We start from the raw sequence: 23914 nt of genomic DNA on the forward strand, positions 1-23914 counted from the left end.
GCGGGTGGGCGTACGGCTTGCGGGACTCGAAGGGGTCCGGGTCGGGGCGGTAGACGTAGCGGAGGATCTCCGTGCCGTTCGCCGCGGCGACCGCGATGTGTTCGCCGTGCAGATGGCTGACTCGGATGGTCACGCGCGCTCCTCGGGGGCCCAGTCGGGGTGGTCTCCGTGCATCGCCGCGTAGAAGGGGTCCCCGGGTGCGATCTCGCCGGAGCGGACGGGCAGACCGGTGAAGGCCGCCTTGTAGAGGGCGGCGGCGAATTCGAGCGTGGCCCGCGCCTCGGGACCGCTGCCGGGGGGCCGTACGCCCGCGTCGTAGGCGTCGAGGAGGGTGCCGAGCTGGGCGGTGTGGGAGCTGGGGACGTCGGCGGGCGGGGTGCGCCAGGCGGCGGCGCGTTCGGGGGCGACGTGCGGGGCGGGGGTGTAGGCCCAGTCCTCGTTGCGGTGCCCGTAGAGGTGGGTCAGTTCGACCGTGGCGTCGGCGCAGTCGATGCGGATGCGGCTGACCTCGTCCGGGGAGAGCACGCTGTTGACGACGGTGGCGAGGGCGCCGTTGCGGAAGCGGACCAGGGCGGTGGAGACGTCCTCGCTCTCGGTGTCGTGGACGAGGCGCGCGGCCATGGCGCGGATCTCGTCCCACTCGCCGAGCAGGTGCAGCAGCAGGTCGTACTGGTGGATGCCGTGGCCCATGGTGGGGCCGCCGCCCTCGCTGGCCCAGCGGCCCCGCCAGGGCACCGCGTAGTAGGCGGCGTCCCGGTGCCAGGTGGTCTGGCAGTGCGCGACCCGCGGGGCGCCCAGTTCGCCGCCGGTGATCAGCCTGCGGGCGTGCTCGGCTCCGGAGCCGTAGCGGTGCTGGAAGATTACGGCCGCGTAGGCGCCGGTGGCCTCCTCGGCGGCGGCGATCTCGTCGTACTCGGCGAGGGAGAGGGTGAGCGGCTTCTCGCACAGCGCCCAGGCGCCCGACTTGAGGGCGGCGACGGTCTGCTCCCGGTGCAGGGCGGGCGGGGTGCCGATGAGGACCAGGTCGGGGCGTTCGGCGTCGAGCATGGCGCCCATCGAGGTGTAGCCGGTGACCGTGCCGCCCGCGAGCTCCCGGAAGGCGTCGAGCCTGCCCTGGTCCACGTCCACCGCGGCGACCAGCTCCGTCCGGTCGGCGTGGGCAGTGAGGGCGGACAGATGGCTGCCGCTGACGATGGCACCGGTGCCGACGACGGCCACCCGGCGGCGAACGGGGTTCGCTGGGGACAAGGACATGCGGCGCTCCTCGGACGGCCGACGGACATGCCAACTAGAAAGCGCTTGCTCTCACAGGTCAGACCCTAGGCGCCGAGGCATTGTCCGGACAACCCCCTGCATGGACCAATGATGTGGAGGTCAGGTACCGGGTCCCCGCCGACGGCGGACCGCCCGGTCGCTGACGTCACGCCCGCTTGAGGAGCGGTGCGTCCCGGGTGAACCTCCGGAAGCCGACGCTGTAGTACAGCCCCACTGCCGCCGGATGACCGGGCGCGCCCAGGCAGGCCACCGTCATCTGCTCGGCGCCCGCCTCCCTCGCCAGCCGCATGCCGTGCAGCAGCACCGCCCGGCCCAGGCCCCGGCGCCGGTATGCGGGGTGGGTGCCGACCGGTTCGAACTGGGCGGACCGGTTCACCGTGTCCAGCCAGACGAGCGCGGAGGCGGCCATGGTGCCGTCCGGCGCCTCGACCAGCACATGCAGATCACCGCGGTACGCCGCGGTCCCCCGCACGCCTTCGTAGCTCTCCGCGGTGTACGACGAGGGCGCCCAGGCGGCCACATGCGCCTGTACGGCCGCTTCCGGACCGGCCTCGTCGGCCGTGCGGAACCGGAATCCGTCCGGCAGCGACGGCTCCTCCACGTCGGTGAGGTCCCGTTGGTTGAGCTGGGTCCAGGACCCGGTGTCGCCGATCGCCGCGGGATCGGTGTCGTAGCCGTGGGCCGCCCAGCGCTCCAGGCCGTACGTGTCGACGGCGCTCGGCACCACCGTACGGTCGGCGCCCTCCGCCGTGGTGTCGTACCAGTCGATGACCTCGTCGACAAGCCCGGCGTGCTCCGGGTGGACCTGGTAGACGAGATAGGCGTACGTGACGTCCTTCACCGATCCGTCGCCGCGCCGCACCGTGTGCGGCGGCTGCAACCAGCCCCACGCCACCAACTCCCCGCCAGAGAACCACAGTCGGCGGGTCCACGTCGAGCCGCGGGCGCTGCGTCCCCTCCCCCAGTTCCAGGCCAGCTCCCCGTAGGAGGCGTCGCTGTTCACCAGGTCCGGCCGGAGCGCGGTGACCCGCTGCGCCATGGCCTGCATGAGGCCGAGGTCCGCGGCGGTCAGCTCTTCGTGATGCGGCATGGTGCGCCACTGTGCCAGGACCGGGTCCTGCCGTCGACAGGATTTCCGCACGGTTCCGGACTGGCCGCCGCATGTCCTATGTGCCCAGCGGCGCCGTCGGGTTGGGCTCCTGCGGGGCCGGGACGAAGGTGGGCCGGACCGCGGTCGCCCGGTCGCGGGTGAGGGCGGAGACCGTACGGCGGGCCAGCAACGGATCGACGGGCAGGACGTGGGAGGCGAACCAGCGGGCCGCGCGGGGGTCCGGTGACGGGTCGACGAACTCGGCGCCCGCGTAGTCGTCGAGGGGCGGGTCGTAGACGTAGCCGCAGACCATGCCATGGTCGACCATGCGTTCCAGAAGGGTGTCGCGGTCCCTGACCAGCAGGGGGACGCGGAACAGCGGCAGCGGTCCGTCGTGGACGGCGCGTTCGCTCAGGGCGGTGGAGGCCCAGGCGGTGCCGGAGAGCAGGGCGACTCCGGCGCGGCGGCGGGCGAGGTCGTCCTCCAGCCGGGCCATGCGCAGGCCCAACTGGCCGCGTACCAGGGTGCCGTGGCGGACCCGGAAGCCGTGCAGGTCGACGCGGACCCAGGGTTCGTAGGCGGTCAGGCTGGGCGCGGAGCGGGCGGAGGTGGTGAGCCGGGGCGCGTGCAGGTCCATGCGGAAGCCGTCGCGTTCCATCAGGCCGAGGCGTTGCATGGTGCGCCACACCGGGCGTACCAGCCGCAGGGTGCGGACGGTGGAGCGGGCCAGGGGACGCAGGGTGACATCGAGGTCGTCGCGCAGCCGGCGCGGGGTGAGCAGGTCGTCGCGCAGCCGCTCCAGTTCGCGGCGGGTGCGGGCGTCCTCGACGGCGAGGAAGCCGCCCGCCATGGCGGCGACGTGTTTGGAGAGGCTGAACGCGGCGGCGGTGCCGAAGGTGCCGATCGGCTGCCCGTCCACGTGGCTGCCGATGGCGTGGGCCGCGTCCTCGATCAGCGGGATGCCCAACCGCTCGCAGCGGCGGCGCAGTTCGAGCACACGGTCGGGGACGCCGTAGAGGTTGGTGGTCAGTACGGCGTCGATCTCGCGCCAGGTCGACTCGGGCACGGCGGCCGGGTCGATGTTGCCGTCCCACGGGGAGACGGGCGCCTGCACCGGGCGGCAGCCCGCCGCCAGCACGACGAAGAGGATCACGTCGTCGTTCACCGGTGACATGAGCACCCGGGCGCCGGGCCTGCACCAGCGCCGCAGCGCCAGGTAGAGGGCCAGGCGGGCCGAGGGCGTGTACACGCATTCGCGTCCGAGCCGCCGCGTCATCGTCGCGGCGAGCCGGGATCCGTACGGCATCGTCACTTCTTCCGTCGAGGGTGGGACGGACGTCTTCCGTCGGGGGTGGGACGGACGCGGCACGTGGCGCGCGCCGATCGGAGCCGTGAGCCTCGTGGCTCGGAGAACCGTCGCCGTCAGCGGTGGCGTGACGGGACGTGAAAACGGGTTCGGACGGGTTCAGTGGCCGCGACCGGAGCGCATCGAGCCGACCGTTCGCAGCAGCCGGTCGGCCGGCTCGCGCAACTGGGGGTGGGCGAGCACGGTGTTGCGCAGGCCCCGGACGGGTCTGCGCCACATCCGGTGGGCCGCCGCCACGGGGTGGGGGCGGGTCGCGAACCCCTCCCCCACGCGCAGTTCACGGGTCTTGAGCCAGTCCTTGTACTCCTTGTCGCCCCGCCCGAGGTCGATCACCCGCACGCCGTGCCGGGCGGCGGCCTCCGCGGTGCGCAGATGCATCATCAGGCCCGGTGAGTAGTAGTGGAACTCCGGGTCGTAGGCGGTGAACCAGGCCGCGAGGACGGTCCGGGAGCGTGGCCCGAAGTGCGCCGCGACGGGCCGGTCACCGGCGTAGAGCACGGAGAGCACACCGGTGAAGTGTTCCTCGCGCAACTGGAAGAGATGGTCCACCAGGTCGACGATCCAGGGCCGGGCGAAGCGGTCCATCCGGCCGGTTCTGCGGTACTGGGCGGACTTCCACTCCATGAGCCGGTGCAGCACCTCGGGGTCCCGCTCGTCGAAGACGAACCGCACCTCGCCGTGGTCGCGCGCCAGTCGGCGCTCCTTCTTCAGCGTGGTCTTGGCCTGGCCGGGGTAGGTCGCCCGCAGCCACGCCGGGTAGTCGCCGTCGCCGGGTTCCAGGTCGATCACCGGCGAGGCGAACATGCCGGTGGCGTACCGCCCGAACGGCTTCTGTTCCTCGACGAGATGGTCGAACTCGAAGCTCACGAGCCCGCAGGCGCGCAGCAGTTCCTCGGCGTCCCAGATGACGCCGGGCCGGTGCACCAGGGCCTGGCAGTCGGAGAGCCCGATGCCGACGGCCCGGCCCACGCCGAACAGGTTGCGCTCGTACGGGAAGAAGCCGACGGGCTCGCCGTCCTCGTGCAGTACGCCGATCTCGACCCCGCCCCGGTGCCGGCCGACGCCGTCGGCGAACTCCGGTGCCAGGAACGGGTTGGCGTACTCGGGTGACTCGTCCATGGCCCGGTGCCAGGCCGAGCGCGTCGCGGCGCTCAACTCCCCGGGTCTGTGGACCGTTATGTCCGTGTCGGTACTGCGTGTGGATCGCATGGGCGACCGCTCCCCCCAGTTCCCCCCGGATGACGCGCGGTCCGCGTCAGTCCCCTCCGGTACCGGCCGTCCGACCACGATCGGAGCGGGCCGACAAGGATCAAACGTGGCGAAACGGCACCGAGGCTGTCAAGACCGTCGCTCGTAAAGGAAGGGCATGTTCGACGACTTCTCGCCCCGGGACGGCGGAATGGCGCTCATCCGCCCAACTCACCCCGGGAGCGGCACGGTGCACATCGGACGCGGACATGACAATCAGATGGGAAGCCCTGACGCGCCACCGACGGGCGGACCGGTCACTCCCCGCAGGGACCCAGATCCGGCAGATACTTCTTCGCCCACTCGCCGAGTTCCTTCAGCGCGGGCTCCAGGGCGGCACCCTTCTCCGTCAGCCGGTAGGAGACGCGCAGCGGCGGCCCCTCGTCGACCTCGCGCAGAACGAGGCCGGCGGCACCCAGCTCGGTGAGACGGTCGGAGAGCATGCGCTCACTGATACCCGGGATCGCCCGGCGCAGCTCCGCGAAGTGCGCGGGCTGACCCACCAGCACGGACACGATCGGGCCGGTCCAGCGCTTCCCGAGCAGCTGGAAGACGCGGCTGATGCCGCCGTCCACCTGTTTGCACGCCGCACCGTCGTGCAGCTCCTCTACCGCCATGCCCCCAAGGGTACTGTGCGGCCCAGAAGGGGGTGAAAAAAAGTAAGTCCATGTGTTATCCATAGTCGAGTACAGATTTTTAGCCGCTCACTCTTTGGAGATCCTCATGGCCACCCTTCTGCACATCGACTCGTCCGCGTTCCCCACCGGGGCCTCCTCGTCGCGGGCCGTGACCGAGGCGTTCCGGGCCGCGTGGCAGGAGCAGCACCCCGAGGGCACGGTGATCTACCGGGACCTGCACGCCGAGCCGGTGCCGCACATCACCGCCGACGCCACGACGGCGTTCTACGCCGACCCCGCCGACCACACCCCCGAGCAGGCCGCCGCCTTCGCCGAGCGCAGCCGGCTGGTCGAGGAGCTGGAGGCGGCGGACGCCGTGGTGATCGGCGCCCCGATGTACAACTTCACGGTCCCGTCCACCCTCAAGGCGTGGCTGGACCACGTGATCGTCGTCGGCCGTACCGCGGGCGACGCCCCTTCCCTCAAGGGCAAGCCGGTCACGGTCGTCGCCAGCCGCGGCGGCTCCTACGCGCCTGGCACGCCGCGTGAGGGCTTCGAGTACGTGCAGAACTACCTGAGCGCGGTCTTCGCCGACTGGATGCAGGCCGACCTGGAGTTCATCGTCCCGGAGCTGACCATGGCCCCGCACAACCCCGCGATGGCGGAGCTGGTCCCGCTGTTCGAGTCCTCCCGCGAGCAGGCCCTCCAGGCGGCCGACCGCAAGGCGAAGGCGCTGGCCGAACGCCTGGCCGCGTAAGCACAGGACCCGCGCGGGGGCGCTCAGTGGCCTCTGAAGGCCTCCTCCAGCCACCAGCTCCCCCGCTCGGCCACCACCTTCGCGTCGATCAGCAGCGGAGCCGTCCGCGGCCCCGCCAGCCAGTCGGCGACGGCCTTGAGATCGGCCCGGGTGCGCACGGTCACCGCCTCGAAGCCGTAGCCGCGGGCCACGGCCGCGATGTCGGTCTCGGGGAAGCGGACGGTGTCGAGCGGATGCCCCTCGGGGCCGAAGTGGTGGACCTCGGCGCCGTAGGCGTCGTCGTTGTGGACGACCACCACCATGGGCAGCCCGAGGCGGCGGACCGTGTCCAGCTCCGCCGCCCCCATCAGCGCCCCGCCGTCGCCCAGGGCCGCCACGGGCAGGCGGTCCGGGCGGGCCAGGGCGGCACCGATCGCGGTCGCCAGGCCCAGGCCGATCGACTGGAATGCCTGGGTGAAACACAGGCCCTGCTCGTCCGGGACCGAGAGGTACATGGTCGGGTAGCCCATGAAGTTGCCGGAGTCCACCGCCACCACGCGCTCGGCGGGCAGCAGATCGTCCAGGGCGATGCTCAGGGTGCGCGGGTCGATCCGGTCACGGGTGCTCCGGTCCTCGTACGGCACGTCCCGCCAGCGCACCCGGTCCGCCAGCGCCTCGGCGATCCCGGGCGTGCGGTAGCCCTCCCGGGCGGCACCGGCCGCCTCCAGCACGCGCCGCGCGGTCAGCTCGACATCGCCGGTGACGTCGTACGGGCCGGTCGGCGGGGCGTCGTCGTCGACCCGTACGACGGAGGCGCCGGGGCCGATCAGGCGGCCGTGCCGGGTCGTCCAGGGGGTGAGGGAGCAGCCCCAGGCGACGAGGGTGTCGGCGTCCGTGATCAGCTCGGCGGCGAGCGGTGAGGCGAACCCGCCGGACACGTCCAGCCCCCAGGGGCTCCCCCGGAACAGCCCCCGCGCCACGGCCGAGGTCGCCAGCAGCGCCCCGCAGCGCTCGCCGAGGGCCTCCAGGGCATCCCGCGCGCCGGGCGAGCGTGCTCCGCGCCCGGCCACGAACACCGGGCGCCGGGACCGGGCCAGCACCCGCGCCAGCGCCTCGACACGGGCCGCCGACGGTTCGACCGCGTCCCTGGGCAGGGGCCATACCGCCTCCCCCAGGGTGTCCGCCGGAACCTCCGAACCCTGTACCTCCAGCGGCAGGTTGAGCAGCACCGTCCGTCGCTCGTGCAGGGCCCTGCGCACCGCCTCGCAGGCCGTCGCCACCGCGTCCTCGGCGGCACCCACCCGCATCGGCACCGCGCCGACCGCCCGCCCCAACGCCTCCTGGTCCACATGGAAGTTGGACCGTGCCTCGGTCACCTCCGCCGCCGCGACCACCAGCGGGGTACGGCTCTTGGCCGCCTCGGTGATCCCGGTCAGCGCGTTGGTCAGACCGGGCCCCTGGTGCACGCTGAGCACGGCCACGGTGCCGCTGGTGCGGGCGTACGCGTCCGCCATGGTCGCCGCGCCGCCCTCGTGCCGCGCGGCCGTGAACCGCGCCCCGGCCGCCACCATGGCGTTGGTGAGGTGGAAGTTGCCCGATCCGACGACCCCGAAGACCTGCCCGGCCCCGGCGCCCACCAGGGCCCGTCCGACCGCCTCCGCGCCCTTCACCGCCGCTCCACCAGCGCCAGTACCCGTGCGGGTGACCCGGACCCGGTGACGATGGGCAGCGGCCCGGCGATCACGACGGCACCCGTCGGCGGCAGCAGCGCCAGGTTCTGGAGCTGTGTCAGCCCGTACTTGTCGTTGCCCATGAGATGGGAGTGGCAGGGGAAGGCGGGTTCGAAGGAGTGCGCCCGGCCGGCGTCCGTGCCCACGGTCTCCACGCCCAGCCCGATCACCGGCGCCTCCTCCGCCAGCCAGCGCGCACACTCCGGGGAAAGGCCGGGGGTGTGGGGGCCGTTGTCGTCGGCGTTGAGGAACTCCTCCTGGGAGCCCGCGCGTTCGTCCCAGCCTGTCCGGAGCAGCAGCCAACCCCCGTCCGGCAGCGGCCCGTTCTGCGACTCCCAGGCCTTCACATGGTCCACCTCGACCAGGAAGTCGGGGTCCCGTTCCGCCTCGGCGGCGAAGTCCAGGACGACAGCGGGCGCGATCAGGCGGCGGACCGGCACCGAGGCCACGTCGGCGAGGTCCTTGCCGGTCACCCAGTGGTTCGGGGCGTCGAAATGGGTGCCGGTGTGCTCGCCGGTACGGAAGTTGTTCCAGTACCAGGCGGGGCCCCGGCCGTCGTACCGGCTGATCTCCTGCAGCTCGAAGGCCGCCGTCTGCCCGAACTCCGACGGCAGCTGGATCAGCGGGGTCGCCGCCGACAGCGGCGCGGTCAGGTCGACGACCTCGATCGACCCCTCCCGCAGCGCGGACACCAGCGACGCGAGGACGGACGGTTCGGGCATGAGGGCCTCCGGACGACTGCGGACAGCACGCGGGACTCCCAGGATGGATCGGTTCCCGGGGATGCACCATGCGACGGGAGCAATCGGCCCACCGAGTCCGTGATCAACCTCCTGACCTCGCACGCAACCGACCGGCCGGGCGCGTCGTCTCAGTCACCGAGACGAATCACGAGGAGGACCCCATGGCCATGGTCGGCCTGTTCTGGATCACCGACGACGCGGTGTACATCGGCGCCGAACCGGCGGGCACCGCATCCGGCGTACGGCTGTCCCAGGACGGTGTCGAGGTGCTGGGGCGCAACGCGGGCACGTGGAGCTGGGCCGAGGTGTGCGGGATCGAGGTGGCGGACGTGGCCGTGCGCGCGCTGCCGCAGCGCTGGGTGTCGCAGGCCGTGGACGTGGTGACCAGCGCGCTGACCGGGGGCGGGGAGCTGCCGCCGCCCTTCACCGTCCGCGTGACCACCGCCGACGGGTCGGTGGAGACGGACGCGTACACCGCGGTGGCCGGGGGGTTCTACGGCCCGACCGAGTACGAGCTGTCCAGGACGCTGCTGGCCCGGCTCGTCGACGGCCGTACCGCCCTCGACGACCTCCTCCAGTGGCGCCGGGACCGGGCCGGTGACAGCACTCCGGCCCGGGAGGAGCGGGAGGCGCTGATGCTGAAGTGGACCGGTGGCGGCGAGCCCTCATGACCTCTGGGTGACGCCCGGCTCGACCAGTGCGGCAATGTGCGCGGTGACCGTGTCCAGGACACCCGCCCACGCCTCCTCCTCGCCCAGGACCAGGTAGTTGAGGGTCAGCCCGTCGGTCATGGCGGCCAGATAGCGGGCCAGCACCGGGACGGGCACCCGCAGTTCGAGGCCCATGACGGGGCGCAGGTCCTCTATCAGTTCGGCGAAGACGTCCCGGTACAGCTCGTGCTGGCGCCGGGCCAGGTGCTCGAAGCCGGGCTGGCGCAGGGCGTACTGGGTGAGTTCGTAGGTGAGCATGTGCTCGTCGGGGTGGGCGCGGACGTGGTCCCAGTACGCCTGGAGTCCGGCCCGTACCGTCTCCTGGAGGGTGTCCCTGGGGCGCAGGGCGTCCTTGACCAGGCCGACGTAGTGGTCGGTGATGGTGGTGATGACGGACTCGATCAGCGCCTGCTTGGAGTCGAAGCAGTAGTGGACGACGCTGAGGGACACGCCGGCCTCGGCGGCGATGGACCGGGTCGTCGTCCGTGCGACGCCGTCCCGGGCCATCGCCCTGATCGCCGCTTCCGTCAGCTGCTGTCGCCGTTCCGCCGACGGCCTGCGTGCCATACGTGTCCCCCGTGAGTGCCGGATCTCAGTCGCTGTGGACACTCACCTCGTGCAGTGAGTAGCCCCATTGTGTGCCGCGTTCGAGACCGAGGACGCGCACGTAGCGGGCGGGGGTTCCGGCGAACGTGGCATTGTCCAGGCCGCCGTCGCCCGCGGTGGTGGACCAGGCGGTACGCCAGTTGGTGCCGTCGGTGGAGAGTTCCACGCGGTACGACTTGGCGTAGGCGCGCTCCCAGTCCAGGGTGACCCGGCCGACGCGGTGGGTGGCGCCGAGGTCGATGCGCAGCCACTGGTCGTTGCTCCACTCGCTGGCCCACCGGGTGCCCCGGTCGCCGTCGACGGCCCGGCCGGGCGCGTAGCTGACGAACGGGTTCCACCACTCCGTCGAACTCGCGGTGGCCGGTGCCTTGTCGGCGAGGTTCACCGACGCCTTGTGCCGCTCGGAGGCGCCCCAGGTGTCCAGGTAGGACTCGGCGCCGCGGAACAGGTCGTCGACGACGTGCTGGCCGCCGACCTTGCGGATGTCCTCGATCCAGTCCGGGACCAGCCCGTAGTGGGCGGCGCCGTCGGTGTTCAGGTCCCAGGTGCGCTGGCCGGTGGTCTGCCGGTCGATGACGGAGCCGCCGTCGACGCTCTTGAAGGGGTACGTCACCTTGTTCGGCGCGTCCGCCCCGCGCGGTGCGGGCCAGCCGCCGACGCCGTTCATGTCGGTGCCGAAGCCGTAGCCGACGCCGTGCTTGTCGCGCAGCGCCTCGGTGCGGTCGGCCTCCGCGATGAAGCCCTCGGAGCCGTGCATGTACTGGCCGATGAAGCCGCCGAGGCCGTAGACCCGGTCGGTCCAGTCCATGTCCATCCAACTGTGCGAGGAGATGACGCCGGGGTAGGACTCGGCCTCGAAGATGTCGAGCACCCGGCCGACCGACTTGACGCTCATGTGGTCGATCTCCAGCATCATCTTCCGCTTCATCATGCCCCGCACCGCGTACTCACCAAGGTCGGTCAGTCCGCGTACGTTGCACTGCGCGCCACTGGCGTACGTCGGCACGTCCACGCCGGCCGGCAGCTCGTCCTCCGCCTTCGCGGCGGTGGCGTTGCCGATGGGGTTGTCGTGCTGCGGGCCCTTGCAGTCCTCGGTCTGCCAGAAGGTGCCGGTGGACAGGAACTGGCCGACGTTGATGGCGGTTCCGAGCGTCCCGGAGTCGAAGCGGACGCCGCACAGGGCGTTGTCGAACTTGTGGCACAAGAACATGCTGCGCACGCCCAGGTCGTACAGCTCGTCCAGGCCCTTGTCGATGTCGGCCTTGCTGCACTGCGCGATGTCCAGGATCATCTTGCAGCCGAACGGCTCGGAGGTCTCCACCCCCAGGATGACGGCGAGTTTGCCCTGCTCGATGACCTGGCGGGCCTGCGCGCTGTCGGTGACGATCCGGAACCAGCCCTTGCCCGTGCCGCCGTACATCTTGTCGATGTAGGCCTGGAGGTCGTAACTCAGCTTCGCCTGCAGGCGGATGGAGGTCATCTCGTCGCAGGAGCGGTCCTTGAAGAAGTAGACCGAGCAGATCACGCCGTTGGTGACGAGGTCGTTGACGAGGACCCGCTGGCCGCCGCGCCAGGCGCGCTCAACCCAGGCGTAGTAGTTCTGCTGGTGGGTCAGTGAGTCATGGGCGGGCCAGTCCTTGAAGGTGGGCCAGCCGACCGGGTCGTGCTTGCCGTCGCCGCCGTTGGTGATGAAGTCGAAGATGGCGAGCGAGCCGTCGGGGTAGTGCTCGGGGCAGTCCTTCAGCGCGTCGGCGACACCGGCCTCGGAGAAGGTCTTGCCGCAGATGAGCCGTCCGCCGAACGCCTCGTTGGAGAACAGGTGGTTGTGCGTGTCGACGAAGCCGCGCACCTCGCCCTGGGCGTTGGTGCCCTTGAACGGCTCGCCGGTGACATTGATGTCGGAGTCCGGAGCGGGCCGCGCGGTCGGCTGCCACCAGTCGGTCCCGGCCGCCGAGCTCGGCGCCGGGCCGAGCAGCAGGGCCAGTACCAGGAGGAGCAGTGAGGCGACGGTCACGTCCTTGCGCCTGCGGTACGGGAGTCGAGCCATGGGCCACCCTCCTGGAACGGCATGACGGCATTGTCATGGCCAGCCCAATGTGTGGGTCGAGGATGACGACTGGCTCAATATGAGTCAAGAGTCCGGGACAAGTGACCTGATACGGAGGCGCCCGCCGCAACTGCCGTTTCGTTTCCGGTCAGTTGTGGTCGATCTACCCGGAACGGCCGGCCCCGGCCGCGCGGAGCATCCGCCGGAAGGTGGGGCATTCCAGGTGGGTGGGGGCGGGGCAGGCGGCGGCGTGGCGCAGGGAGTCACGCAGGACGCGGAGTTCCCGGATGCGCGCCTCCAGTTCGTCGGCCTTCGCGGCGAGCATCCCTCGGTCGATGTCCGGCCGCCCGTCCGGAGCGAACATGCGGGCGATCTCGTCGAGGGAGAAGCCCGCGGTACGGCCCAGAGTGATCAGCGCCAGCCGCTCCAGCACGGCCTCGTCGTACTGGCGGCGCAGCCCACGCCTGCCGGACGGGGCGATCAGGCCCCGCTCCTCGTAGTAGCGCAGGGTCGAGGCGGCGAGCCCCGAGCGGCGCGCCACTTCCGCGATATCCAGGTCCGTCATGGTGTTGACCTCAAGTCGGCTTGAAGTAGCACGCTGACATCTCCACCCGCTGACCGCAACCACGGGAGACGATGATGAGCATGACGCACAGCCCCGAGAACGACATGGCCGCCCGCTGGAACGGACCCTCCGGAAACGTCTGGGTCGAGGAACAGCCCCTGCTGGACGAGGTGCTGCGCCCCATGCAGGACCTCCTCCTGGAAGGGCTGCCCGCCGGGAGCGGCGGCCGCATCCTCGACGTCGGCTGCGGCACGGGCGGCACCACCGTGGCCATCGCCCGGCGCCTCGGCCCCGGGGGACAGTACGTGGGGGTCGACATCTCCGAGCCCATGGTCACGGCGGCGCGGGAACGGGCCGGGCGCGAGGGCGCGGCGGCGACCTTCGTACAGGGCGACGCCCAGGAGTACCCCTTCGAGCCCGGCTCCTTCGACACCGTCGTCTCACGGTTCGGCGTGATGTTCTTCAACGACTTCGTCCGCGCCTTCACCAACCTCCGCCGCGCGGCCGCGGACGGCGCCGGACTGCGGATGGTGGTGTGGCGCGGCGCCGAGGAGAACCCGTTCATGACGACGGCCGAACGCGCCGCGGCACCCCTGCTCCCCGACCTTCCGGCCCGCCCGAAGGACGGCCCCGGCCAGTTCGCCTTCGCCGACCCAAAGCGGGTACGGGAAGTGCTCGACCGCAGCGGCTGGGCGGAGGCGAACGTCGAGCCGTACGACGTCCCGTGCGCGTTCCCCTCCGCGGACCTGGTCCGCTACTTCACCCGGCTCGGCCCGCTCGGGCAGGTCATGCCGGACGTGGACGAACCGACGCGGACCCGCCTCGTCGAAACCGTCCGCGCCGCCTTCGAGCCGTTCGTGGACGGACCGCAGGTCCGCTTCACGGCGGCGTGCTGGGTGATGACCGCCCGGGCGTCGTAGCGTCAGCGCCGGGCGAACTGCACCTGGGTGCGCTGCACGACGTCCGGCCGGATGGCGATGCCTGGAACGGTGAGCCGCTCCCCGTAAATGTCGGTGATCCGGATGGTGCCGCCGCAGCCCCCGCCGTCCTCGGCGAGGAAGTAGTTGTACTCGGCGCGCGGCAGTTGCCGCCAGCCACCGCCGCGGCTCACCTCCAGCCGGGCCACCGGATTGCGGTGACCGATCACCTGGATGCCGCACCAGTAGGCGCTGGACCCGGTCTTGTACCGGACCGACAGCGGGCCGGGGTCGGAAGGGCTTGCCAGCTCCCAGGTGATCGGGATCTGCCCGGCGACGGGCGGGGCGAGCTTGGCGAACGCCTCGGCGCTGAGGTCGAGGTGGCCGGGCGCGCACTCGGGGCACTCGTTGGTGATGCGGACCGTGATGGTGGTCCCGTCGGCGGCGCGGACGTTGACGTACGCCCCGCACGCCTTGGCCGTCTCGTAGTCGGTGTGGTTCATCGCCGCGGTCATGACGTCACCGCTCGCGTCGTACGCGCAGGCGCCGGTGCCGTCGGAGTCGTAGAAGGTGGCGACGCCGCGGTAGCTGACGCCGGGCCGGATGCGTCCGGCCAGCGCGGCCGAGCCGGAGGCCGTGCGGGGCGCGGTCGTCGCGGTCGGCTTCGCGGAAGCGGTGCCCTTCTTGGCCTTCTTGGAGCGGGACGGCTCGGCCGAGGGGGACGGCTTCTTCTTCGAGGGTTTGGTGGTACTGACCGACGGACTCGGCGACGGATCGAGCGCGTCCAGTGGGGCACTCGCGGTGGGAGTGGCCTCGGCCCGGTCCGCGTCGGCCTCGCCGTCGGAGAACAGTACGGCTATGCAGGAGACCACGATCAGGGCCGTGGCCGCCGTTATCAACAGCCACCGTCTGTGCACCGGACCTCCTTGACGGCCGCGGTGCCGCTCGTGCCGTGGGCGGCCGTGTCGCGCGTGCCGTGAGTGACGGGAGCAGCGATCGTGCCAGAACCGGCCGCACACCGACAAGCCGCGACATTCGCGGGTTCAGTACTGCAGGGCCGTCATGACGTCCCGGCCGATCCGCTCGACGGCGGCCGTGTCAAGGACGTAGTGCACATACCGGCCGTTGCGCTCCACCCGGACCAGTCCCAGGTCGCGCAGGGCCCGCAGATGGCGGGAGACCTGGGGCCGGGTCATCGACAGCCGGTCGGCGAGGTCGGCCGTGGTCATGGCCTGCCGGGCGATGAGCCGGCACAGGCGCACCCGGCGTGGATCGGTGAGCGCCAGCATGCGGCTGCGCGCCAGGGTGACGCCGATCTCGGGGGCCCGTACCGGGAAGTGGACGACGGGCGGCAGGCCCGGTTCGTCCTTGACCAGCAGGTGCGGGGCGCCGTAGCGGGTGGGGATGAGCAGCAGCGGCGTGCGGGCCGGGTTGATCAGCGCGTGGTGCACCTTGTCGAAGACGACGCGTGAGGGTCCGGCGGGCCGGGCGCTGGAGGGGCTGAGGGAGAGCAGGGCGGCCTCGGCCCCCTCGTCCGCCAGCCGCTTGCGGACCAGGTGGGCGGCGCGGGTGAGCACCGGTTCGGTGGCCGCCCACAGGTCGGCGAAATAGACGTCGCGGCACAGGTCGAGGAAGGCGAGCAGGTCGGCGCGCAACCGCTCCGGGTCGCGCAGCAGGTCCTCGGCGAGGGCCGGGTGCGGGTCGGGCAGCGCCGAGGCCGCCCGGCGCAGGGTGGCGGCCTGGTCCGGGTCGTCCAGCAGCCGGCCGAAGTCGAAGCCCCGGTAGCCGCTGACGCAGGTGTGGGCGGTGAGTTCGGCGAACCGGTCGATCGGCAGGCGGGCCGGTGCCGTGCCGAGCCCGGGGTAGAACCCGCGCCAGCGCAGCGCGGTCCACAGCGGGGCGAACCGGCGCAGCCCGGCCCGGAACCCGGGCGGGGCGGCGCGGGTGATCTCCTCGGCCCAGAGGGCGTGTTCGGTGTGGTGGGTGTGCTCGGTCAGGACGTGCAGGGTCGCGGCCAGTTCGGCGAGCGGGGACACCGTGACGGTGAGGCGGTCGGGGGCGGCCCCCTCCAGGACGATCACGACCGGCATGGCGGGAGTGTAGGCCGGGCGGCCGGGACGGCGGACGGCTCCGCGCCGGTCGGCCGGGCGGCCGGGACGGCGGACGGCTCCGCGCCGGTCGGCCGGACCGCCGCGAACTCCTCCCGCGCGGCGTCCAACAGCTGCGGGTCCATGAGGAGTTCGGCCGTCACGCGGGCCAGCCCCGCGGCCGCGATCTCGGTGCGGTCGTGGGCGAACGTTCCGGCCGCCGCCTCGCGCATCGCCCGGGAGTGGGCCGGGGTGCCGGGCGGCGCGATCCGGATGTACGGATGGATCACGGGCAGCAGGTGGGAGAGGTTGCCGATGTCGGAGGAGCCCGCCGGTTCGTCCGGCGCGCCGGGCCCGATATCGAGCCCCAGCTCGCGCACCGCCCGTCCGAACCGCTCGGCGAGCACGAGGCTGTCCCGGCGTTCGGCGTACAGCGGCCCGGTCTCGGACACCTCCACGGCGGTACCGGTGGCGAGGGCGGCTCCCTCGGCGGCGGCACGCACCCGCTCGACCAGCTCCTCGGCGGCGGCGGTGGTGCGGTCCCGTACGAACAACTCCACTGCCGCATGGGCGGGTACGACGTTGGGGGCCTGCCCGCCGTCCGCGACGACGCCGTGCAGGCGGGCCGTGGGTGGCATGAACTGCCGCATGGAGTCGAGGGCGTTGAGGAAGAGCTGGGCGCCCGCGAGGGCACTGCGTCCCCGCCAGGGCGACCGGGCGGCATGCGCGCTCAGCCCGGTGAAGTCGATCCTCAAGTGGGCTGCCGCGAGGGCGTGTTGCGTGGTGACGGACCGGTCGCTCGGATGGAACATCAGCGCCGCGTCCACGCCTTCGAACACCCCGGCCTCGGCCAGCCGCACCTTTCCGGCGCCGCCCATCTCCTCACCGGGGGTGCCGATGACGGCGACGGTACCGGGGTGCGCGGGCAGGGTCCGTACGACGGCCAGCGCGGCGGCGACGGCACCGGCGGCGATGAGATTGTGCCCGCACCCGTGCCCGACGCCGGGCAGCGCGTCGTACTCGGCGAGCAGCGCCACGCAGGGCCCGGGCCGGGTACCGCGGTGCACGGCCACAAACGCGGTCTCCATCCCCGGGATGCCGCTCTCCACGACGAACCCGCCCTCGGTCAGCCACCGCGTCAGCACCTGATGGGCGTGGTACTCGGCGAACTTCAGCTCCGGCCGGTCGTGAATGGCAAGGCTCACGGCCTCCAACCGGGGCCGCAGCAGGGCGATTTCGGCGGCCAGGAGGCTGGGCGCGGGCGGCTCGTCGCGGGCGGTGGACGCGCTGGATGTAGGGGAGGCACTGGACGCGTGGGATGCATGGGATGCCATGGACGTCTCCCTGACTGGACTCGACTGCGTAGGGCGTGTGCCTATGCAGCGTGCGCCGAAGGGAGCACGGCGGGCCCGTTGTTACCGCGGCACAGGTAATCGGAGGCGTGGTGCCGCGGCCCCGTCAGCCCTCCTCCCACACCAGCACGGTGAGCACGGCTCTGGTGACCGTGACGGGCACGTCCGCCTGATTGAGCAGCCGGATGCGCATGCCCCGGCCCGACCCGATGCGCTTGGTGAGGGGGACGACGGCGAAGGAGCCGCCGCTGGTGGCGGTGGTCTCGTGGACCGGGTGGTCCGCGCGGTGATCGGAGCCCTCGTACTCGGACATCCGGGCCTGGACGACACAGCCGGCCGGCAGATCGTCCAGGCGCAGGCTGAGGGAGCCGGTGAAGCGGGCCGGGCCGCGGACGAAGACGCTGCCGCCCCGGCCGTGGTCGCCGGGCTCGTCGGTCCACTCGGTGGTGAACTCTATCGAGTCCCATACGCCGGGCCGCAGTTGGTAGGGGTCGGCGATGCCGAGATTGACGTACTGGGGCATGGGGTCGTCGTCTCCTTCCCACGCGCCTGCCGGGAGGCGCAGGCATGCGGCGAGATCGCTGCGGAAGTCCTTCATGTCGAAGCCGCGGGGGTCGGGCTTCCAGTCCGACCACTCCAGGTGGCCGATGGCACTCTTCGCGCTCCAGCCGTGCGCCCGGCACACCGCCGCGGTCGCCTTGACCATCGCGGCGTACTGCACGCGTGGCCAGGGGTCGCGGCCGTCGCCCTTGTTCTCGCACTCCCAGCCGTAGAACCGGGCGTTGCCGTCCACGGAACCGGGACTGCCGTCGTGCTCGTGGGTGGGTGGCGGATAGCTGCCGTACGACTCGTTGATCACGGCGGCGAGCACATCGGGGTCTCCCCCGCCGGCGTGGTTCGCGCGCCCGTTGCCGGTCATGTGGACCGTGCCGTCCTTGGTGATGCAGGCGGTGGCCAGCGGGCCCGGCAGGGCGCTGTGCCCGTGATAGACGAGACTGACCACGTCGGTCCCGGGCCCGGTGACCGTGTGATGGACCACCACCCCGTTGACCGGACCCCAAGGCCCTTTGTGATTACGGTTGTTGGTCCGCCATCCACTGACCTCGTGCACTCTGCACCCCTCAGCGCGCAGAGCCGCCACGAGCCGACTGGCCGTGAGCGGAGTGGCCATAGGCAGGTCTCCTTCCTGCTCGGCACCGAGGCACCGCGGGGTTCTTGCCCGCCGGGGGTGGCGCGTACGCCAGGGGACTGGTGTACGAGGGGTGGTGGGGGCGTGTGGGTCCGGTGCGTCCTGACTTCTTCGCGCGGGGGGTGGTATCGGTACCGGGGAGGGAGTTGTTGAAACGTCTGGGGCGGAAGTGGGCGCGCGTCATGGACCGGGTGACGCGGAAAGGCGGGGCCGGGATAAGCCGACCTCAGAGAGTGGCGCGCCACGTCCCTCGGGCGAGGCGGGTGCGCCCGTCCTCGCTGACGAGGACGCGGGCACCGCGCACGGGTAGCTCGCCGTGCTGGAGCCAGTAGGCGCGGATGCCGTCCAGGATCTCCCACAGTCGGCGCGGGCCGCCCTGGTGGACCACTGTGCGGCCGTCGGTTTCCGTCGCCCGCGCCCACGAGCCGTCCGGGTGCGCCATCACGGCAGTCTTGTGTGTGCCCCGGTCATGGTAGGCGTGCTCGATGCCCGGCGCGAGGATGCCGAGCATCGAATCCACGTCCCAGGCGTTGGCGACGTCGATGACCGGGTACGGGCTGGTGTGCACGTCCTCTCCGTCCCAGTCGTGGGCGGCCGCCAGCAGTTTGGAGGCTGCTCGCGGACAGTCGGCGCCGTGACGGGCGGGCATGAACCCGGCGCGCTCCCACTCCAGTCGGCCGACGGCCGCGCCGTCCGCCCGCTTGTCGGCGGTCAGGATCAGCGACGTGCCCGCGATGGTCGCGATGATCCGCCCGCCGGGCCGGAGCACCTTCAGCCAGTTGGCGGGGATCGGGCGGACTCCGACGGTGGCCACGATTCGGTCGAATCGGCCTTCCCATTGCGGCAGTGGGCCCGTCGCATCGACTGCTTCGACACGGGGCGAAAGGCCCGCTTCGGCCAGGCGCTCGCGGGCGACGCGCACCAGGTAGGGGTCTACATCGACGCTGATGACCGCGTCGTCTCCCAGCCGGTGGGCGGCCAGGGCAACGCCGTAGCCGCTGCCGGTGCCGACGTCCAGGAGCGTGTGACCGGTGTCGATGCGGGCGTACTGGAACATGCGGACCACCAGGCTGGGCAGCGTGGCGGACGAGGTCGGCAGTCCGACGGGATGGTCGTCCGGCTCGGCGTTGTCGGCGTGGGCCCCGGCGACACTGGTGACGAGGGAGCGGTCCGAGTACGCGGCCACGAACCAGTCCTCGTCGGTCGTCGGCGTGCACAGCGTCCACCGGTCATCTCGGGTGTCCCACCACCGCGGTACGAACAGATGCCGCGGCGTCGACGCGACCGGGCCGCGCCAGCGGGAGGACGCGTGGCTGACCTGACCGGCCAGGTGTGCGGCGTGAGATTCCCAGGTCACCGGGCGGCTCCCATGGAGGGGAACGGGAAGGCGTCATAGGCAGGGTCGCACGCCGGGGTGTTGGCCGGGTCACAGTCACCGGAATCGTCGGGAGGGCAGGCGTTGCGTGGCCGCGGCACGGCATCGGCGAGCTGCTGCCATCGCCTGCTGGCGAGAATGTCCACGAGCCGCTGCTCCCGGACGTTCCCGGCGACGAGGAAGCGGGAGAGGATGCAGCCGGACACGGCTCCGTCCGGCGAGATCGACATACGCTGCCGGAAGCAGCGCCCGCACAGTTCGGACGTGCTCGGGATGGTGTGGGCCGCTGCGGCGGCGCGGCCCACCTTACGGGCACGGTCAACCTGGATGCTGCACACGCCGAGGCTGCGCAGTTCCTCCTGCGCCTGGTCGACGCGCTGTCCTTCGAGGACCTCGACGATGCCGACGCGCAGAGGGATGCCCCGACGTACCGCTTCGGCGATGTTGGCACGGGTGCGGCGGTGGCTGCCGGGCCTGTTGGTGATCTGCTCGTGCTGGTCGGCCTGGTCGCTGTAGTAGCTGGTGGCGAGGCATACGCCGGGCCGGGTGAACGCGGACCACAGGCCGGGCCGGACGTGCGTGAGGTTCGAGTACACCTCCACCTTCAGGTCCAGCCTGAGGGCGTGGTCGATGTACGACGGCAGGTGTGGGCTGAGAGTGGGCTCGCCGCCGATGAACTGCACGGACGGAATGCCGAGTTCGCAGATGTCGGTGATGACGTCCAGCCAGTTCTGTGCGGTCATGATGCCTGGGCTGCTCCCGGGGCCGGAGTCGGTACAGCAGTGGGTGCACGACAGTTGGCAGCGACCGGTGACTTCGAGCTCGACAGAGCGGATGGTTGCCACTGTCTGAGCAAGGCCGGATGAGGCGGTTGTCATGTGGGCCTCCGAGAGGAGTCGGAACATGGTCCGCCCTGGCCCCTTGACCTGTCCGAGGTGGGGCGCGGGGCGGAGGGTTTAAGGAACCCCGTCCCGCCGGGGAGGCAGCGGCTCCCGGCGGGACGGGCGTTCGAGGGGTGCGACCCTGACCCTGCGGTCGCCATGGGGCCCCATACACCGGGGCAAGGCACCAGTCAGCGGCCGCTGTAGCGGACCGTGTTGATGCAGCAGTCGTGGACGCGGCCGGAGCGCATCGCGCCCCCGGACGGGCTGTCCTGGTCGTACGGTTGTGTCGCCTCGCCCGGTCTGATGGGACGGTCGCAGGCCAGGCACACGCGGACGTCGGCAAGGGCCTCGTAGTGATCGCACAGCGCCACCAGTGACCGGCCGAGTCTGCGCGCCTGCGCCGCCATGTCGTACGGCAGCAGGGCAGGGACGGCTTCCAACTTGCCGCGGGCCTCGGTGACGCAGGCGAGCGCCACATAGCGGGGCACCTCATCGACGGGCCGCTGCGCGGCGGCCTGTTCGACCTCGGGGATGAGGCGTTCGATGTGGCCGCGCAGCAGGCCGATCAGCCTGTTCAGGGGCGCCGGGTCTGTGGGTGTCACCTCAGGCGGCAGTACCTCCGCCACGACCGTACGCATCGCGGCGATGTCTACCGGCGTCGCGCGGGTTTCCTCGGTCGTGTTCATGCGCTCGCCTCGTGCTCGTCCTCGTCGTCGGCGAGGCAGCCGCCCACCGTGGCCAGCACCAGGACGTCCCTCACACGGCAGAGTTTGCCGGGCCGGGACACCGGGACCGCCCAGTACGAGTGACGTGTGACCTGGTCCGGTTCGGTGAGGTCGGGGCGGGGGACGCCGAGGTAGACGTCCCGGCCGAGGCATTCGGCGCCTGGCGCCGTCCAATCCTGGGCGGTGCCGGGCGGGACAAGGGCGTAGTAGCGGTGCCCCTCGGGGTCGTGGATGACGGGGCCGCCCCGCAGGTGCCGCGCCAACCGTCGCTCGACGACCGCCTGGTCGTGGCTGGCGAAGGCGAGGTGGGCGACTTCAGCAGGAATGCGCACCGCGTCGAAGTGCCGCCCGAGCGGGATCAGGGCAATCCGGGCCTCGCCGTTCCACGCCTCGTGGACCGAGTCGGGGCGGGTGTGCGCAGAGGCGATCCACGCTCCGACGCCGACTGTCGGGATCGGACTCGGTGGTGTTAATGCCCTACGCGGGGCCGTACTGTTCGTCATGTCGACGCTCCCTGGGAGACGTGAGCGTTGATCACCCCCTGGGGCCGTTCACGCGGCCGCCGGGCTGATCTCCTACGCGTCGAGGTTCGTCGCTTGTTCGCAGCTCGGGGATGCCCAACGGGGGTTACCGCGGCGGTAATACACTCGTTCCTGCTTCGGAAGGGCGCGACGAAGCGCATACGATCACCCCGGAAGTTGGCCCCATGGAAGCCACCACACCCGGCCCGCTCGCCCCGGAAGTCCTCGAACGGGACGACGTCAGGCGAGCCCTGGCAGAGCACGACTTCTCCGCTGCCTTCTCGCTGATCAAGAAGTGGGGCGGCCTGTCCCAGAACCGCATTGCTGCGGTCTGCCACCTCACCCCCGGCAAGGTCTCTACGATCATCAACGGCCAGCACCAGGTCACGTCCTTCGACGTGATCCGCCGCATCGCCGACGGACTGCGGATCCCAGGACACATGGTCGGTCTGGCCGACCGGCCCTGGGAGAGCCGGCCCAGCGCGCCCGACCCGCCAATACAGCCAGCCACACGGCCGTCCGACGACGCCCCCTGGCAGCCCGATGCGGCCGTAGGCCTGGCCGCAGACTTAACCCGGAGCGATCTCGTGATGGACCGCCGCGCCGCCACGCGCGCCCTCGCCGGCGCAGCCCTCACCGGGGGCGCCCTGCTTGACTCGATCGAAGGGTGGCTCCAGCCCACCTCATCTGCCGACACCGCCCGCCGACCGGGCCGCGTCGGGCAACGGGAAGTCAGCGAGCTGGAGACGACAGCACGCGCCTTTCGTGCCTGGGACCACAAGTTCGGTGGTGGCCTGCGCCGCAAAGCCGTCGTCGGACAGCTGAACGAGGTGGCATGGCACCTCCAAGAGCATCAAGCGCCCGACGTTGAACGAGGCCTGTTTCGGGTGATGGCCCAACTCGGCGGCACAGCAGCCACTATGGCCTGGGACTCCGGACTCCAGAAAGCGGCTCAGTCCTACTATCTGCTGGCCCTCCGGGCGGCCCACGCCGGCGGTGACGCCGCCTTCGGCGCGAATGTACTGGCAGGTATGGCCCGGCAAATGCTGTACACCAATCGTCCACACGATGCTCTTGAGCTCGTCCACCTCGCGCAGAAGGGCACAGGACAAGCTGCGGGAGCACGCCTGCGCGCCATGCTCCACACCCGCGAGGCATGGGCCTATGCGGCCATGGGCCGAAGTGCCGCGTTCCGCCGGGCCACCAGCGAGGCCGCCGACGCCCTCGCCGACGCCGCCCCAGGCGAAGACCCCTACTGGATCGCCTACTTCGACGAGTCCGAACTCGCCGGCGTCACCGGAGGCCGCCTGCTCGACCTTGCCCGCACCGACCCGCAGCAGCACGCCGAAGCCGCCGCCGCAAGCATCCGAGCCGCACTCACCAATCGCAGCGCAGAGGCAGGCCGCAGCTACGCGCTCGACTTGATCGGTCTCGCAGAATGCCACTTCCTGATGGGCGACGTGAAGTGCGCCGTCGACCACACGCACCGCGCCGTCGATGCGGCCGGGCGAACCAGGTCCAACCGGGTCCGCGCTCAACTCGGCCAGCTGTACCCCTACACCGTCGGCCACTCGGCCTCGCGTACGGTCGGCGAAGCACGGGCGCGAATCCGCGAAGTCCTGTCGAGCTGAAGGAGCAACGTGACCACGATCGCCGTCACCGGACACATGGACCTGACCGAGGCCACCGTCCCCCTCGTGCGTGATGCCCTGAAGGCGACTCTGAAGCCGTACGCCGGCGACCTGACGGGTGTCTCGTGCATCGCGAAGGGGGCCGACTCGATCTTCGCGGAGGTCGTCATCGAACTCGGTGGCCGACTCGTCGTGGTGATTCCGTCGAAGGACTACCGGCAGACCAAGGTCAAGCCCGACCACGCAGAGACCTTCGACCGGCTCAGGAATGCAGCCGTCGAAATCGTCGTCCTCGACCACGAGAGCGCCAACCGCTCGGCGTACGAGGCCGCCAACCGGACACTCCTGAAGCGCGCGGAGCGGCTCGTCGCCGTATGGAACGGCGAGCCTCCGAGCGGCAAGGGCGGCGGCACCGCGGACACCGTCATGGAGGCGCGGGACGCCGGCCTCGCCGTGGACGTCGTCTGGCCTGACGGAGCCGCACGCCAACCCTGATCACG

The 23914-nt window shown here is 71.5% G+C and carries 23 protein-coding genes and 1 pseudogene; 5 read left to right on the forward strand and 19 right to left on the reverse strand.

From position 1 onward, the window contains the following. The 6 genes and pseudogenes from GA0115233_RS41645 to GA0115233_RS07315 all read right to left on the reverse strand — a co-directional run. Positions 1–133 (reverse strand): annotated as a pseudogene (locus tag GA0115233_RS41645) (PmoA family protein); the annotation flags it as partial. Further along, positions 130–1254, reverse strand: coding sequence for a Gfo/Idh/MocA family protein (locus GA0115233_RS07295; protein WP_093719273.1), 1125 nt, complete (start codon positions 1252–1254; stop codon positions 130–132). The gene GA0115233_RS07295 and the pseudogene GA0115233_RS41645, both read right to left, overlap by 4 nt. A 166-nt stretch (positions 1255–1420) precedes the next feature. Then, positions 1421–2365 carry a GNAT family N-acetyltransferase gene (locus GA0115233_RS07300; protein WP_093719274.1) on the reverse strand — a complete coding sequence of 315 codons (945 nt, stop codon included), beginning with the start codon at positions 2363–2365 and terminating at the stop codon, positions 1421–1423. Between the two features lie 76 nt (positions 2366–2441). Continuing rightward, positions 2442–3671, reverse strand: coding sequence for a DegT/DnrJ/EryC1/StrS family aminotransferase (locus GA0115233_RS07305; RefSeq protein WP_093719275.1), 1230 nt, complete (start codon positions 3669–3671; stop codon positions 2442–2444). Positions 3672–3830: 159 nt separating this feature from the next. Beyond that, complete coding sequence (locus tag GA0115233_RS07310; RefSeq protein WP_093719276.1) at positions 3831–4940, reverse strand: GNAT family N-acetyltransferase; 1110 nt, start codon at positions 4938–4940, stop codon at positions 3831–3833. 296 nt (positions 4941–5236) lie between these two features. After that, positions 5237–5596: a winged helix-turn-helix transcriptional regulator gene (locus GA0115233_RS07315; protein WP_093719277.1), complete on the reverse strand. Its 360-nt coding sequence runs from the start codon at positions 5594–5596 to the stop codon at positions 5237–5239. A gap of 106 nt (positions 5597–5702) precedes the next feature. Between GA0115233_RS07315 and GA0115233_RS07320 the strand changes: the two genes are divergently transcribed. Then, the gene (locus tag GA0115233_RS07320; RefSeq protein WP_093719278.1) at positions 5703–6353 is read left to right on the forward strand and encodes an FMN-dependent NADH-azoreductase; all 651 of its coding nucleotides are present in this window, start codon (positions 5703–5705) and stop codon (positions 6351–6353) included. Between the two features lie 23 nt (positions 6354–6376). Here the strand turns inward: GA0115233_RS07320 and GA0115233_RS07325 are convergent, their stop codons facing one another. Both GA0115233_RS07325 and GA0115233_RS07330 read right to left on the reverse strand, forming a co-directional pair. Continuing rightward, positions 6377–8002, reverse strand: a complete 1626-nt coding sequence (locus tag GA0115233_RS07325; protein WP_093719279.1) for a thiamine pyrophosphate-binding protein — start codon at positions 8000–8002, stop codon at positions 6377–6379. Next, positions 7999–8784: a cyclase family protein gene (locus GA0115233_RS07330; protein ID WP_093719280.1), complete on the reverse strand. Its 786-nt coding sequence runs from the start codon at positions 8782–8784 to the stop codon at positions 7999–8001. The genes GA0115233_RS07325 and GA0115233_RS07330 overlap by 4 nt, the downstream gene beginning before the upstream one ends. A 182-nt stretch (positions 8785–8966) precedes the next feature. On the opposite strand from GA0115233_RS07330, the gene GA0115233_RS07335 reads away from it, so the two are divergent. Further along, the gene (locus tag GA0115233_RS07335; protein WP_093719281.1) at positions 8967–9476 is read left to right on the forward strand and encodes a hypothetical protein; all 510 of its coding nucleotides are present in this window, start codon (positions 8967–8969) and stop codon (positions 9474–9476) included. Here the strand turns inward: GA0115233_RS07335 and GA0115233_RS07340 are convergent. The 3 genes from GA0115233_RS07340 to GA0115233_RS07350 form a co-directional block, all read right to left on the reverse strand. Then, positions 9471–10082 carry a TetR/AcrR family transcriptional regulator gene (locus GA0115233_RS07340; RefSeq protein WP_093719282.1) on the reverse strand — a complete coding sequence of 204 codons (612 nt, stop codon included), beginning with the start codon at positions 10080–10082 and terminating at the stop codon, positions 9471–9473. The genes GA0115233_RS07335 and GA0115233_RS07340 overlap by 6 nt on opposite strands. 25 nt (positions 10083–10107) lie before the next feature. Further along, positions 10108–12168, reverse strand: a complete 2061-nt coding sequence (locus GA0115233_RS07345) for a galactose-binding domain-containing protein (RefSeq protein WP_093719283.1) — start codon at positions 12166–12168, stop codon at positions 10108–10110. 163 nt (positions 12169–12331) lie between these two features. Then, on the reverse strand, positions 12332–12733 hold the full coding sequence (locus GA0115233_RS07350; protein ID WP_093719284.1) for a helix-turn-helix domain-containing protein: 402 nt from the start codon (positions 12731–12733) through the stop codon (positions 12332–12334). An 80-nt stretch (positions 12734–12813) separates the two neighbouring features. Between GA0115233_RS07350 and GA0115233_RS07355 the strand changes: the two genes are divergently transcribed. Continuing rightward, positions 12814–13653, forward strand: coding sequence for a class I SAM-dependent methyltransferase (locus GA0115233_RS07355; RefSeq protein WP_354429306.1), 840 nt, complete (start codon positions 12814–12816; stop codon positions 13651–13653). Between the two features lie 2 nt (positions 13654–13655). Here GA0115233_RS07355 and GA0115233_RS07360 read toward each other — a convergent pair whose 3' ends face one another. From GA0115233_RS07360 to GA0115233_RS07395, 8 genes are all read right to left on the reverse strand, one after another. Further along, positions 13656–14567: an expansin EXLX1 family cellulose-binding protein gene (locus tag GA0115233_RS07360; RefSeq protein WP_107406420.1), complete on the reverse strand. Its 912-nt coding sequence runs from the start codon at positions 14565–14567 to the stop codon at positions 13656–13658. A gap of 126 nt (positions 14568–14693) precedes the next feature. Continuing rightward, on the reverse strand, positions 14694–15740 hold the full coding sequence (locus tag GA0115233_RS07365; RefSeq protein ID WP_093719286.1) for an ArsR/SmtB family transcription factor: 1047 nt from the start codon (positions 15738–15740) through the stop codon (positions 14694–14696). Further along, positions 15728–17071 (reverse strand): M20 family metallopeptidase, encoded by a 1344-nt coding sequence (locus tag GA0115233_RS07370; RefSeq protein ID WP_093719287.1) that lies wholly within the window; start codon positions 17069–17071, stop codon positions 15728–15730. Before GA0115233_RS07370 ends, GA0115233_RS07365 begins: the two co-directional genes overlap by 13 nt. A 124-nt stretch (positions 17072–17195) precedes the next feature. Beyond that, complete coding sequence (locus GA0115233_RS07375) at positions 17196–18260, reverse strand: peptidoglycan recognition protein family protein (RefSeq protein ID WP_093719288.1); 1065 nt, start codon at positions 18258–18260, stop codon at positions 17196–17198. Positions 18261–18504: 244 nt separating this feature from the next. Further along, positions 18505–19635, reverse strand: a complete 1131-nt coding sequence (locus GA0115233_RS07380) for a methyltransferase domain-containing protein (RefSeq protein ID WP_093719289.1) — start codon at positions 19633–19635, stop codon at positions 18505–18507. Then, positions 19632–20558 (reverse strand): radical SAM protein, encoded by a 927-nt coding sequence (locus GA0115233_RS07385; RefSeq protein ID WP_313895770.1) that lies wholly within the window; start codon positions 20556–20558, stop codon positions 19632–19634. Before GA0115233_RS07385 ends, GA0115233_RS07380 begins: the two co-directional genes overlap by 4 nt. 167 nt (positions 20559–20725) lie before the next feature. Then, positions 20726–21223: a DUF6415 family natural product biosynthesis protein gene (locus GA0115233_RS07390; protein ID WP_093719290.1), complete on the reverse strand. Its 498-nt coding sequence runs from the start codon at positions 21221–21223 to the stop codon at positions 20726–20728. Then, positions 21220–21765: a hypothetical protein gene (locus GA0115233_RS07395; RefSeq protein ID WP_093719291.1), complete on the reverse strand. Its 546-nt coding sequence runs from the start codon at positions 21763–21765 to the stop codon at positions 21220–21222. The genes GA0115233_RS07390 and GA0115233_RS07395 overlap by 4 nt, the downstream gene beginning before the upstream one ends. 203 nt (positions 21766–21968) lie before the next feature. Here GA0115233_RS07395 and GA0115233_RS07400 point away from each other — a divergent pair, with 203 nt between their 5' ends. Both GA0115233_RS07400 and GA0115233_RS07405 read left to right on the forward strand, forming a co-directional pair. Then, positions 21969–23414 (forward strand): helix-turn-helix domain-containing protein, encoded by a 1446-nt coding sequence (locus tag GA0115233_RS07400; protein ID WP_093719292.1) that lies wholly within the window; start codon positions 21969–21971, stop codon positions 23412–23414. A 9-nt stretch (positions 23415–23423) separates the two neighbouring features. After that, positions 23424–23909, forward strand: coding sequence for a hypothetical protein (locus tag GA0115233_RS07405; protein WP_093719293.1), 486 nt, complete (start codon positions 23424–23426; stop codon positions 23907–23909). Positions 23910–23914 lie beyond the last annotated feature (5 nt).

The organism is Streptomyces sp. DI166 (assembly GCF_900091315.1).
GTDB lineage: Bacteria > Actinomycetota > Actinomycetes > Streptomycetales > Streptomycetaceae > Streptomyces > Streptomyces fuscus.

Bases quoted from the DNA above. Each gene is read 5' to 3' on its own strand.
- GA0115233_RS07355 (WP_354429306.1), top strand. From the start codon at position 12,814: ATGACGCACAGCCCCGAGAACGACATGGCCGCCCGCTGGAACGGACCC.
- GA0115233_RS07395 (WP_093719291.1), bottom strand. From the start codon at position 21,765: ATGACGAACAGTACGGCCCCGCGTAGGGCATTAACACCACCGAGTCCG.
- GA0115233_RS07320 (WP_093719278.1), top strand. From the start codon at position 5,703: ATGGCCACCCTTCTGCACATCGACTCGTCCGCGTTCCCCACCGGGGCC.
- GA0115233_RS07375 (WP_093719288.1), bottom strand. From the start codon at position 18,260: ATGGCCACTCCGCTCACGGCCAGTCGGCTCGTGGCGGCTCTGCGCGCT.
- GA0115233_RS07335 (WP_093719281.1), top strand. From the start codon at position 8,967: ATGGCCATGGTCGGCCTGTTCTGGATCACCGACGACGCGGTGTACATC.
- GA0115233_RS07400 (WP_093719292.1), top strand. From the start codon at position 21,969: ATGGAAGCCACCACACCCGGCCCGCTCGCCCCGGAAGTCCTCGAACGG.
- GA0115233_RS07340 (WP_093719282.1), bottom strand. From the start codon at position 10,082: ATGGCACGCAGGCCGTCGGCGGAACGGCGACAGCAGCTGACGGAAGCG.
- GA0115233_RS07385 (WP_313895770.1), bottom strand. From the start codon at position 20,558: ATGTTCCGACTCCTCTCGGAGGCCCACATGACAACCGCCTCATCCGGC.
- GA0115233_RS07295 (WP_093719273.1), bottom strand. From the start codon at position 1,254: ATGTCCTTGTCCCCAGCGAACCCCGTTCGCCGCCGGGTGGCCGTCGTC.
- GA0115233_RS07345 (WP_093719283.1), bottom strand. From the start codon at position 12,168: ATGGCTCGACTCCCGTACCGCAGGCGCAAGGACGTGACCGTCGCCTCA.
- GA0115233_RS07300 (WP_093719274.1), bottom strand. From the start codon at position 2,365: ATGCCGCATCACGAAGAGCTGACCGCCGCGGACCTCGGCCTCATGCAG.
- GA0115233_RS07365 (WP_093719286.1), bottom strand. From the start codon at position 15,740: ATGCCGGTCGTGATCGTCCTGGAGGGGGCCGCCCCCGACCGCCTCACC.
- GA0115233_RS07330 (WP_093719280.1), bottom strand. From the start codon at position 8,784: ATGCCCGAACCGTCCGTCCTCGCGTCGCTGGTGTCCGCGCTGCGGGAG.
- GA0115233_RS07315 (WP_093719277.1), bottom strand. From the start codon at position 5,596: ATGGCGGTAGAGGAGCTGCACGACGGTGCGGCGTGCAAACAGGTGGAC.
- GA0115233_RS07305 (WP_093719275.1), bottom strand. From the start codon at position 3,671: ATGCCGTACGGATCCCGGCTCGCCGCGACGATGACGCGGCGGCTCGGA.
- GA0115233_RS07390 (WP_093719290.1), bottom strand. From the start codon at position 21,223: ATGAACACGACCGAGGAAACCCGCGCGACGCCGGTAGACATCGCCGCG.
- GA0115233_RS07370 (WP_093719287.1), bottom strand. From the start codon at position 17,071: ATGGCATCCCATGCATCCCACGCGTCCAGTGCCTCCCCTACATCCAGC.
- GA0115233_RS07310 (WP_093719276.1), bottom strand. From the start codon at position 4,940: ATGCGATCCACACGCAGTACCGACACGGACATAACGGTCCACAGACCC.
- GA0115233_RS07350 (WP_093719284.1), bottom strand. From the start codon at position 12,733: ATGACGGACCTGGATATCGCGGAAGTGGCGCGCCGCTCGGGGCTCGCC.